The 11,879-nt window shown below is 64.5% G+C and carries 5 protein-coding genes and 1 pseudogene; 2 read left to right on the forward strand and 4 right to left on the reverse strand.

Annotated elements, in window-relative coordinates:
* Positions 1-4,501 (reverse strand): FG-GAP-like repeat-containing protein (locus IOC69_RS13275; RefSeq protein WP_290544037.1); only part of this gene is annotated, 4,501 nt, incomplete at its 3' end.
* Positions 4,502-4,737: 236 nt separating this feature from the next.
* Entirely contained in the window at positions 4,738-6,660 is a 1,923-nt protein-coding gene (locus IOC69_RS13280) for a potassium transporter Kup (RefSeq protein WP_290544038.1), read from the reverse strand.
* Between the two features lie 143 nt (positions 6,661-6,803).
* Here IOC69_RS13280 and IOC69_RS13285 point away from each other — a divergent pair, with 143 nt between their 5' ends.
* Positions 6,804-7,304 carry a GFA family protein gene (locus IOC69_RS13285; protein ID WP_290544039.1) on the forward strand — a complete coding sequence of 167 codons (501 nt, stop codon included), beginning with the start codon at positions 6,804-6,806 and terminating at the stop codon, positions 7,302-7,304.
* 151 nt (positions 7,305-7,455) lie between these two features.
* Here the strand turns inward: IOC69_RS13285 and IOC69_RS13290 are convergent, their stop codons facing one another.
* Complete coding sequence (locus tag IOC69_RS13290; RefSeq protein ID WP_290544040.1) at positions 7,456-10,908, reverse strand: DUF3971 domain-containing protein; 3,453 nt, start codon at positions 10,906-10,908, stop codon at positions 7,456-7,458.
* Positions 10,909-11,092: 184 nt separating this feature from the next.
* A pseudogene (locus IOC69_RS13295) lies at positions 11,093-11,182 on the reverse strand (ion transporter); the annotation flags it as partial.
* A gap of 273 nt (positions 11,183-11,455) precedes the next feature.
* On the opposite strand from IOC69_RS13295, the gene IOC69_RS13300 reads away from it, so the two are divergent.
* On the forward strand, positions 11,456-11,743 hold the full coding sequence (locus IOC69_RS13300) for a DUF1330 domain-containing protein (protein ID WP_290544041.1): 288 nt from the start codon (positions 11,456-11,458) through the stop codon (positions 11,741-11,743).
* Positions 11,744-11,879 lie beyond the last annotated feature (136 nt).

Below are 11,879 nucleotides of genomic sequence, written 5' to 3' on the forward strand. Positions count from 1 at the left end.
CGTCATAGCCATAGGCCCAGGCGCGCGTGGGATCGGGTGAGGAGATCCCCGTGACAAGGCCCCTCGCATCGCGCGTGTAGCTCAGGTCCAGCGCCGTCTGCCCGCCCTTCTGCGTCAGCACGCGGGAGAGAAAGCCGCGCGCGTCATTATAGCTGAAGGCGGTGGCAACCCCGCCGCCATAGGCGATGGAGGTGGTCTGGCCGCGGGCGTTGTAATAGATGGACGAGATATACTGCTCCGGCTCGCTGGGCGAGGGCGTATTGGCATTGCCGATGCTGAACAGCCGGCCCGCGGCATCATAGGAATAGACGCCGGTCCACGACCCATCCGCCAGGAGCTTGCGCCTGAGGCTGCCGTCCGGCCAGTATTCGAAGGACTGGGTGAAGTCCCGGCCGTTGACATCAATGTCCCGGCGCTGGGCCAAGCGGCCGGCCGCGTCATAGTCATAGGCCTGGGTGAAGCTCTTGCCGCCCGCCTGACGCTGGGCGGTGGTGAGCTGCCCGGTGTTGAAGAAGCCCCCGCGCGCCTCGTCATAGCTGTTGGTGGTGACCTCGTCGCCCGCAGCACCCCGCACCAGTTTGCTGGTGACGCGGGAGAGCACATCATAGGCAAGTTCCGTGCTCTGGCCCTTGGCATCCGTCTGGACGGTCAGCCGCGAGGCGTTGTCATAGGCATAGGACCATGCGCCGAGATCGGGATCATTGACGCCGACGCGGCGGCCAAGGCCGTCATAGCCATAGGACCATTGGTTGCCCAGTGGATCGACAATGCGGGTGATGCGCCCGAGGCCATCGCGCTGGTATTGCGTGGTGACGGGGCTGGCGTCCTTCATCCGCGTGCGCCTGACGCGCTTGCCGTTGGCGTCCGCCGCCTCCAGCACACTGCGGTTGTTCTCGTCCGTCAGGGTGGTGACCAGGAGCTCCGGCGTCCCTGTGGCGCCGAGGCCGTAGGAGATGCTGGAGCTGGTGCTGTCCGGATTCGTTACGAGCACGCGCCTGCCGAGCTTGTCATAGGCGAGGGTCGTGGCAAAGACCGTCTCGCCGTAGTGATAGGGGGCGGTGGCGCGGGCAAGGCCCCCGCGGGCGTTGTATGACTTCTCGACGCGGATAGGCGCGCCGCTCTGCGGGCCGGTGGATTCGGTGAGGAAGCTGCGGCCGAAGCCATCCATGTAGTCGGCGCTGTAGCGCGGGTCTGCCTGGCCGCCGGGGGCGGGATAGACAATCTTGGTGTATTGCCCGTTGGGCTGGCCCAGGTTCACATAGCTGCGGACTTCCGTGTATCCCCCGGGCAGCTGGCGGCTGGTTTCACGGCAGAGCGCGTCATAACCGAAGAGGCTTGCCTGGCCATTGAGGTCCGTCTGGCTGGCGGGAAGACCACAGGCGAGGTTCCAGCCGGTCAGCTTGCGGAAGCGGGGATCGGCGGAACAGCCGGGCAGCCGCGTTTCCACCGGGAAGAGCCGCAGGGCGCCGTCATAGACGGTGGTTGTGGTGTTGCCGGCCCCATCCGTCTCCGTCACGCGGTTGCCGGCACTGTCATAAGACCAGCTGCGCGTGGTGATCCAGCTGTTGGCCGAGACCCAGTCATCCTGCTGGGTCCTCTCGCAGCGGGACGGGGCCGCGCCGGGGGCAGCGCCGTCATAGGAGAGGCTGGTTCCCGAGAGCAGCTGACCCGCGGGTGACGAACCCTGGTAAACCAGCGTGCGCCACGGGCAGGAGACCAGATAGTCCGCGGTGTTGGGCGTGAAGGAGGTGAGCGTCAGGGTCTCGTCGCCCGCCGTCCCCACCACGCCATTATCCGTGACCTGCGTGGTGTTGCCATAAAGATCATAGGCGAAGCTGCGGCTCACCGCGCGCGAATCGGTGCCCGAATAGATCCGGGCCTCCGTGGAGGTGGCAAGGCAGGTGAAGGGCAGCTGGCTGTCCTCGGCGAAGCTGGTGGTCTTCTGAGACAGCACGGCCCCGCCGGGACCGTCGAGCACCTGCTCCTGCAGCACCTGGCCCAGGCAGGCCGGCGCCTGCGAATAGACGCGCGCCTGCCGCGGACAGGTGGTTTCGCCCGCGATGCACGGCAGGCTGGTGGTGACTTTCTGGAAGCCGAGGAACTGCCGCTCGGTGCGCGACCAGAGGCCGCCCTCATAACTGAACCGAAACAGCGAACTACCGCCCCGCCCGTCATCAAGGGTGAGCGTCTTCACCACCTGCATGTTGAAGGGCATCCGGTTCCCCGGCGCACCGGCGGAGGGACCGTAGGTGACCGAAACCCGGCCGCCCAGGGGTTCCTGGATTGAGGTCAAGAGGTCCGCCTGGCCGGAGCGGGAAAGCCAGACTCCGGAAGAGAAACGCGAATCTTTGGCCATGGCGATGTCATCAGAGCCATCACCGTTAAAGTCCGCGATGATTGCAGGCGAGTGAAAGACGGATATCCCGTTTTGTTGTGCCGTAGTCTCGAAGCTATTGGCCATGGCCCGTACAATGCTTGTTCTGATCGACAGATCGGTGCGGCCATCTCCATTAAAGTCTCCAATCTTATAGGAATCCCACTGCTCCTCCGCAGATACAGATATCGACGACTGAGACAGCGGGTCTTCAGAGCTCGTACGATAGGTGGATCCATTTGAGAAGAAAGTAGTAATGGTGCGCTTCGAAGGGGGCGGGGAACTAATGAAAACGAGATCGCTGAGCCCATCACCGTTTACGTCCGCGATGAGTGGCTTACCGTTGCCACCAGAGAACTCAGGCTGGGCAGAGAAGCTTGTGCCTGTCGATAAGAAGACTCGATACTTATTCACGGATGTCCCTTCCCCCTTTGCAATGACGTCAGTTCTTCCATCGCCGTTTACGTCGCCGACTCCAACGAATTTCGCATAGAAAGCTCTGGTACCTGTCAGCCCCCAGTCAGCGACGATCGGGTGTCCGAAATCACTGGTATTCGACAGAAGAAGCCAACCAGTGCGCACGAGATAATCATCGACACCGTCGCCGTTGAAATCGCCGACCCCCCCCATAAATGAACTGTACTCTGTAAAGCTGCTAGCGAGGTCGCGAGTGCCGGGTATATCGAGATAGGAAATGTCATAGATCGTTCGGTCGGTGGATTGACCAGTTTCCATGACCTTGGTAATAAACCCACGAAACCGATACTCTTCGGGGAAGTCTGACTTATTGCTGTAGGTTACACTGTTCTTCTTTAGCAATCTGTCCGTAATGCCATCTCCATTGAAATCGCCAAACCCCGCGACGTATTCGGACGGTGCTACGGGTCCAGACGGCTTAAGTTCAAGCCTGTCGTCTGGAAGCTGAACCGGTTGACCGGTAGCCAGGTGAAGAGCTCCTTCCATAGCGCGTTCCTTAGTGTGCAAGGGAGGCGCGAAATAGTCTGTGTTCCACCCGTCGCCATTGAAGTCACCAACATATTCTCGACGCTTGTAATCTCCAAAATTCCGGGCTGGCTCCGACCAGTTATAAATCTTTGAAAAGCTCAATGTGCCAATTGCGTCATCTGTGACATCGCTTCCGGAATATCTCATCAAATAGGCGGGCAGCGTCTTGCCGGCATTGGGGGTCACGATGCCGTTGGAGATCACCGCGTCTGCACCGTATTTCTGGACGGCGGTCAGCCTCGACAGGCCGGTGGAGGCCGATGTCTGATAGCCGAGGCGATAGGCAGACTGAGGCTGGCCGCCGCTTTTGACCTGGATGGTGGTTATGCGCTTCGTCATGGCGCGCATGCCGCGGCCGTCGCCATAGGTGATGCGGTCCGGCCGGGCCTCGGTGAAGAACAGGACTTCGCTGGCGGGAGCGGACGTGCCCTGGCTGAAGGCCTTGATGCTGGCGATGGTGCAGTGGCCCGACTCGCAGCTCCAGCCATAGTCCATGCGGTTGCCCCGCCGGTCGGTGACGGAGGCGAGATGCCAGCGGAAGGCGAGATCGGCAGAGCCGCCCTCAAGCGAGGTGTAAAGCGACGTGACGCCGTCCCGGCCCGTCACCTCCCAGCTGTTGGCGCCCACGTCCCGGCGGATGCGCAGATAGGTTTCGAACCGGCTGGTGTGGGTGCCGCCCGTTGCACAGGACGGCGTCGACTGCGGGTTGGCCACTTCGGTGCAGGGGACGAGTTCCGTTCCGTCAAGCAGGAAGCTGTCCGGCGTGAAGCCGGCCGCGCCATAGGCTGGCACGCCGCGCCCGCTCGGCGCCTTGTTCTGCCCCGCGGCCGGTGGCGCGGTGCCCGACACGCGCTGGATGGCGGAGACGCCCTGCAGCGTCCAGCCCACGCCCAGTTCGCCGCCCGTCGGCGGAAGGTTGCGGATGCCGGAGGATGAATCATAGACAAGCCGAAGGTCCGGCTCGATCCCGTGAAAGCCAGGAACATCGATCGGGATGACGCGGCTGAAGCTGCCGTTCCGCCCCTCGACGGGGAGTTTCGGATCCTTCGCATCTTCATCATCGACCGCGTGAGCGGACGAAACAAGGACGCAAAGCAACCCGGCAGCCAACCACAGACGCATGGAATCCTCCCCTCAGTTGACCCAACGAAAGATAGCTCCACCAGCTGGATTGGCAACAGGAAAGTGATCGATCATCGCAAACATGTGATGAAATTGATTGCAGTCGCCTGATGCGGCATGGTTGTCGCTCCACCGGCCTTCTCCCGCCCCCGGCCGCCCCCCCGCTGCAACGTCACCGCCTTTCTTCCGGCGGCGGCCTGTGGGGGCATGATGTGACAGCGGCGGTGGCGTGCTGCCTATACCGTCACCTGGCTTCCCACCTCGATCACCCGGCCCGGCGGCAGGCGGAAATAGGTGCTGGCGTCGTTGGCGTTCCTCGCCATCATGATGAACAGCTTGTCCTGCCACACCGGCATGCCCTGATACCTGGACGCGCGCACGCTGCGGCGCGACAGAAAGTAGGAGGTGTCCATCATCGGGAAGCTCATCTGCTCCTTCGGGATGGAGGCGAGCGTCGCCGGCACGTTGGGTGTTTCCATGAAGCCGAATGTTGCCTCGATGCGCCAGAAGCGCTCCGCGAGCTGCTCGATCTTCAGCCGCCGCTGATCCTGCACGACGGGCACAGTGGCGCCCTTGACGGTGAGGATCACGTTGCGCTCGTGCAGCACCTTATAGTGCTTGAGGCTGTGCAGCAGTGCCGTGGGCGCGCTCCCGGAATCGCCCGTGAGGAACACCGCCGTGCCCGGCACGGTGGCGGGCGGCCGCTTGCTGAGCGAGGCGACGAGGTCCTTCAGCGGCACCTCCGACAGCCGGGTTTTTTCCGCCAGCAGGCGCGAGCCTTCGCGCCACGTCCACATGAGCAGGAAGATGGCCGCGCCCAGCGCCAGCGGCATCCAGCCGCCTTCGAGAATCTTCAGCGAATTGGCGCCGAAGAACACGAGGTCCAGCGCCAGCAGCGGCAGCATGAGGGGGAGCACCAGCCACAACGGCCAGCGCCAGTCCTTCCACATCACGGCAACCGCCATCATGGCCGTCACCACCATGGTGCCGGTGACCGCGATGCCATAGGCATGGGCCAGCGCGCCCGAGGACTTGAAGGCCAGCACCAGAACGACGACGCCCGCCAGCAGCAGCCAGTTCACCTGCGGCAGATAGGTCTGCCCGGCATGTGCTTCCGAGGTGAAGCGGATTTCCATGCGCGGCAGAAGCCCGAGCTGGATCGCCTGCTGGGTGAGCGAATAAGCGCCGGTGATGACGGCCTGGGATGCGATGATGGTGGCGGCGGTGGCCAGCGCCACCATGGGCGCCAGCCCCCAGTCCGGCACCATGCGGAAGAAGGGATTGTCGATCGCGGCCGGTTCGGCCAGCAGCAGCGCGCCCTGCCCCAGGTAATTGAGGACAAGGGCCGGAAGCACCACGGCAAGCCACGCCGCCTGGATCGGCCGCTTGCCGAAGTGACCGAGATCGGCATAAAGCGCCTCGGCCCCGGTAACGGCGAGGAACACCGCCCCCAGCACGGCAAGCCCGATCCAGCCATGGTTGGCGAGGAAGTGCGCGGCTTTGAGCGGGTTGAAGGCCATCAGCACCGAGGGATTGTCGAAAATGTGCCACAGGCCCACCGCGGCGAGCGCGGCGAACCACGCCAGCGTGATCGGACCGAAGAAGGCGGCAACACGGCTGGTGCCCTGCGCCTGCACGAGGAACAGGCCGAGGATGATCGCCAGCGTCAGCGGCAGGATATAGGGCTCGAAGTCGGGCGTCACCACCTTGAGGCCCTCGACGGCGGAGAGCACCGAGATCGCCGGGGTGATGATCGCGTCGCCATAAAACAGCGCCGCGCCGATCATGCCGAGCACGGAGATCCAGGTGACGGAGCGCCCGAAGGCGCGCTGCGCCAGCGCCATGAGGGACAGCGTGCCGCCCTCGCCCTTGTTGTCGGCGTTGAGCAGGATCAGCACATATTTGACGGTGACGACAAGGATGAGCGACCAGATGATGAGCGAGAGCACGCCATGCACCAGCGCGTCCGATATATGCCCGTCCTGCCGCATGCCGGCGGCGACGGCCTCGCGCAGTGCATAGAGAGGACTCGTTCCGATGTCGCCATAGACGACGCCGATGGAGCCCAGGGTGAGAATGAGAAACCCAGGCGGCCGGGGGCCGTGCCCGTGGATTGCGGCTTCGTCCGAAGCCGCCGCCTGGTCCTGCCTGCTGGTCATGCCGTCTCTCCGTTTCGTACTGCGGTGCAGCAAGAGCGGCGATATGCGCCTGCCCGTGCAAGCTTACCTGCGCCATTCCGTCAGTCCAGCCTTGCATTTTTGGAAGCGGAAGCGTTACTTCCGATAGTCGTGAGGAGGCCAGAATGACGGAATCCCATACCGGAGGTTGTCAATGCGGCGCCATACGTTATCGCATCGAAGGGCCCCTGGGGCATGCCGGGTTCTGCCATTGCCGGATGTGCCAAAAGGCCTTCGGCTCCTTCGGCGCGCCGCTCGTGAGCGTGGAGCCGAAGCACTTCCGCTGGACAAGGGGACAGCCCGCCACCTTCCGCTCCTCGCCCGTCGTGGCGCGCGGGTTTTGCAAGGACTGCGGCACGCCGCTGTTCATGCTGGAAGATGATTACGGGTCGATCAAACTCGCCATCGGCTCGCTGGATGACCCCAATGCCGCCGCCCCCGGCCATGTGGTGGGCGTGGAGAGCAAGCTCGCCTGGGCCGACACCCTGCCGGGCCTGCCGTCGAAGCGCACTGAGGACGACCGGACGCCCGCAGACCTATTGAAGCTCCGCTCGCTGCAGCACCCGGACCATGACACGGCGGAGTGGCCGACCTTGCGCAAGTTCAAATCAGGTGGAAACACCTGATCGGAACATGCGCCAGATCAATGGCCGGAGCATGACCTTATCGCAAAAGTGGGCTCCACTTTTGCGGATCATGCTCTTGCCACAAAAGCGGTTCCATTTTTGCGGATCATGCTCTGCTCCCGCTTGCGGAACGGGACGAGGGGGTTGCCCGTCACTGCGCCGGGCTGGCGGTTGTCTCGGCGTTCTTGCCGGTCTTTTTCACGGACTTCATCGGTTCGCAGCGGCTTGAATATTCGAAGAACTTGCGCAGGAAGCCGGGGGCCATGGCCGAGACCGGGTTCATCTGGAAGTCCGGCTTGTCCACCGTGCCGGCCATGGCGAAGGTGACGCCGATGATGCCCTGCCCCTTGCCGCCCGTGATGATATCGCCCAGCAGTGGAATATCGCCCAGCGCGGCGTTGAGGGCATAGGCCGGGGTGATGGTGCCGGCAATGTCAATGGCGCCATCCGACTTGCGGATAAGCCCCGCGGCACTGGCGCCAAGCTCGGGCCCGCGCACCAGCGCCTCGCCGACGCAGATGAAGCGGCTGTCGGAGGTGAAGGGCAGGCTCAGCTTCTTGAAACTGAGCGCATCCCGCCGCGGGCCGTCACGCCGCGGCGCATCGCGCTTCGGCTTGCCGCGGGCATCAAGCTCGGCCAGGGCTGCCTCGTTCCTGACCTCGAAGTCGCGCAGCACCAGCTTGCCGTTGCGCACCAAGCCCTCGCGCGTGAGCAGTGCATAGAACTCGATCTGGCCGCCCGCCACCTTGGAATAAAGATTGGCGGCGCGGATCGCCGCCCCGCCGTCGCGTCCGTTGATGCGCATCTCGCGCCCGCCCTCGACCGGCGCCACACGGAAAACGACAGGTTGGCCGCTGAGGAAAGTTCCGTTGATCTCGGCCTCGGTGAGGCGCGAGGACTGCGAGGTGAGATGACCGCTGACGCTGGTGATGATCTCGCCCATGTTGGCATAGACCCGGCCGATCGTCAGGCCGAGGCGCACGGTGCGTCCGGAATCGGCCTTGGCCTGCTCCGCCGCCTGGGCCGCCTCGTCGCGGTTCTGGTTGCCAAACAGGCCGCGGATGAGGGGGCGGGCATCGAAACTGTCGCCCGTCACCTGCACGTCCATCACATTGCCGTCGCTGACTTTCACGCTGGCGGCGAAGCGGTTCTCGTCCGAGAGCTTCATTTCGGTGAAACTGGCGGAGCGCAGGCCCTGGCGGTTGGGTGCGAGAAGCATGCTGCCCTTGATCGACAGGCCCTTGCCCTTGACCTCAAGGTTCTCGACGCGCGGAGCATTCTCGCCCTTCGAATAGAAGGTCAGTTTCGCGGTGGTCCTGGGGGCGGCCGGACGCGCCCAGCCGATCTGCTGGATGCGCATCTCCACCTCGGCCAGGTCCGCATCGAGTTCGACCTTGCCCTGCGGGTCGGCCAGATTTTCCAGCGTGGCGGTGACGCCGACGGGACCGCGCACGAAGGTGCCGAGGTCGACGCCGAGCTTGCGGCGCTGCTCGCCGTCGAGCGTGGCTTTGATGACGGCCGACTGCACGAAGCCGGGTCCGGCGCCGCGCTGCCACAGGATCTCGGCCGGAATACCGGCGATCCTGGCCGGACCCGTGGCGGTCAGCACGCCCTTGTCCATGGCCAGGTCGATCTTGCCCTCCGTTACGTCGATACCCGGCAGAGCGTCCCTCAGCGAGGCATTCGTGAGCCTTACTGCGGCTTTCACCTTGACCCTCTCCGGCGGCAGGGGCTTGATCATCGGAAAGGCCAGGTGAACCTTCATGGCCGCATCGCCCCCAAGCTTCGTTGTGTCGATGCCGGTGTGGCGGATGAGGCCGAGGTCGGGCTGGTCGAGATATTCGATAAGCGCCTGGGCGCCGGCAGCGATGTCGAGATCGAACTCCGACATGGTCTCCACCGCAAGGATATCCTTTGACAGCATGGAGCCGCTGGCAAGGCGCACCCGGGCGCCCGACGGCAGCATCACATCGGCGCCATCGATCTTGAGCGAAAAATCATTGTCGTCGAGATGCGCCTCGCCCGAAGCATTGAGCAGCGGCGGCAGCTTCTTGAAATAGCCGCTGGTGACACCCTCCATCTTCACTTTCAGGCGGATGGAGTCCGGCGGCAGCTTGCGTGTGCGCTTGGCCTCGGCCATGGCGTCAGCTGCCAGCGCAACTTTGAACTCGCCATCGGTGATGACGCCGTCCTCGACATTGTCGTTGACGAAGGCGCGGGTCTTTTCCGCGATGATGGGCGGCCACAGCCGCTTCAGCAGGGCCGCCGGCATGCGCTGCACGCGTCCGGCCAGGGAGATGGCGGGCGATTCGTTGCCGCCGGCAATGGCGCCGGTGAGGCGCACCACAGCGTTACCCGAAATGACCCGCAGATCCCCGATGTCGACCCGCGCCTCCTCGATGCCCGCGCGGCCCTGGAACAGCACCTGGTCGATGGTGACCGGGTCGCGGATCGAGCCCTGGGCATCGATGGCCGCGTTGCGCGCGCCAAGCGAGATGTCGATCGCCGTCAGGCGTCCGTCGGCCGAGCGCTCGGGCGACAGGCGGCCCGTCATCTGGGCATGCGAGCTGCCGATGAGCAGCGCGGAGTCGGTGATGGCAATGCTGCCGGTGGCGGGGTCATATTCGGCGCGCAGCGAGCCCTCATCGACATTGATCTTGCCGGCGAGGTATTCGGGAAGCTCGACAACGCCCGCCGCCGCGGTGAACTCGCCCACCGCGCGGGTGACGAGACCCGCGCCGGTCATCTCCATATCGACGCGGCCGGACAGCGGCACGTCAACGCGGGCCAGTTTCGAGAATGCATAGATCTGGCTCGAGATCTTGGCCGGGGATACGTCCGTCACGCGCGCGCTGACGAGAAAGGAATGCGTATCGCGCCGGTAGCTGGCGCTGCCGCCCGCTGTCCAGCTGCCGCCGCTCTGGTCGCCGTTCAGCACGGAGGCATTGGCCTCGACCTTGAATCCGTCCGGCTGACGCCTGAAAGCCAGGTCCGCGCCGCGGATCGCCCAGCTCGCATCATTGGCCTCGTCATAGAAGTTGATGGTCGCGCCGTCGATGTTGATGGCGTCGATGGAGCCCATGGAGGCGGCTCCGGGGCCGCCGCTGACCAGATCGATGAGGGCCGCGCCGGATCCGTTGAACCTCGGCGGGACGCCGCCAGAGGCCGCTGACTCAAGGTCGGACTTTCCGCCATCGCCCGCATCCACGGTCACGGACATGCTTTCCGGCGCCGGATCGTCGAAGCCCAGCGCAAAACTGCCGTCGAGATCGCGGCGGGCCCTTATTCTGGGCCCGATCAGGGTGATTGAGGTGGGCGCCACGCGGCCCGTCAGCAGCGCCGCCTCGTCGATTTCCAGCGAGGCATGGGGCGCGCTGGCAAGATAGTTCCCCTGCCGGTCATCGAGCCGCAGATTGTCCAGCAGCACATGCGGAAGCCCGCCGGAGCCGCCGCGCTGCAGGGTGACGCCGCCCACCGTGACAGTCATGCTGGGCAGGCCCTGGTTGATCTTGTTCTGAACGGTGGCGCGCAGGAAATCGAGCTGCACCGGACCCTTCGCCAGCCGGATGGAGAGGCCGACGGCGAGAAGCAGCAGAACGGCCAAGACCGACATCAGGCTGTAAGCGCATATTCTCGCAAGGCGCCGCAACGTCTTCCCGTTCCACTGAACTGATTCCAGCCAGTCATCTGCCATTCCGGACCGCGGCAGGCAATCCGGAAAGACCGCGCGGCCATTCCGGCCCCCATTGGCCACCAAAGCTGGGCCAAACCGTGGCCGCCTGAACCACACCCTTGTCCGGGACGTTGAGAAGCCGCCCGCAGAACTTGCACTGAACCGCATCCCAGTCATGGCGGGAAAGCCCGCAGTCCGGCGCCGGTCACCGCGCCGAGCACCGCCATTCCGTTCCAGCCGGGAAAGGAGAAGACGGTCACGAAGCCGGTGGTGATCATCTCGAAGATCGGCGCAACATTGGCGGAAACGATGCGATACGGGCTTGTCGCCGCGATGGAGTTCGGCGGCGCGCTGGTTCAGGCTCGATGCGGCCGCTTCGGCCATCGGGTTCCGGGAAGGACGGCGCAAGGCCCCCGCCCGGTCTGGACGCCGCGGAAGGCCCCGCTATAGTTCCGGGCTTTCGCAAGGAGCAAGCACAATGCCCAAGGGATACTGGATCGCCCATGTGACGGTGACGAACCCGGATCAGTACCAGCTTTATGCCTCGGCAACGCGCGAGGCCTTCCAGAAATATGGCGCCAGCATCCTGGCGCGCGGCGGGGACTTCCGGCAGCTCGAGGGCGAGGGCCACGCGCGCAATGTGGTGATCGAGTTCCCCAGCCTGAAGGCGGCGGTCGACTGCTATCATTCGCCGGAATACCAGGCGGCCAAGGCCAAGCGCGAGGGGGCGGGGATTGCCAACATCGTGCTGGTGGAAGGCGTCTAGTACTACAGTTGCGTCTGCGTGGTGAGTCTTGCGCGGTAGTGGGCCTCGGCGGCATGGGCTTGGTGAACGCGCCGCCAGAGTGACCAACTGAACACGAAGGCGCGTTTGACAGGTGGCGGAAAGACAAGCCGCGCCA

The organism is Aestuariivirga sp., assembly GCF_020252405.1.
GTDB lineage: Bacteria > Pseudomonadota > Alphaproteobacteria > Rhizobiales > Aestuariivirgaceae > Aestuariivirga.

Coding starts and splice junctions, on each gene's coding strand:
- IOC69_RS13280 (WP_290544038.1), bottom strand. CDS start 6,660: ATGACCAGCAGGCAGGACCAGGCGGCGGCTTCGGACGAAGCCGCAATC.
- IOC69_RS13285 (WP_290544039.1), top strand. CDS start 6,804: ATGACGGAATCCCATACCGGAGGTTGTCAATGCGGCGCCATACGTTAT.
- IOC69_RS13300 (WP_290544041.1), top strand. CDS start 11,456: ATGCCCAAGGGATACTGGATCGCCCATGTGACGGTGACGAACCCGGAT.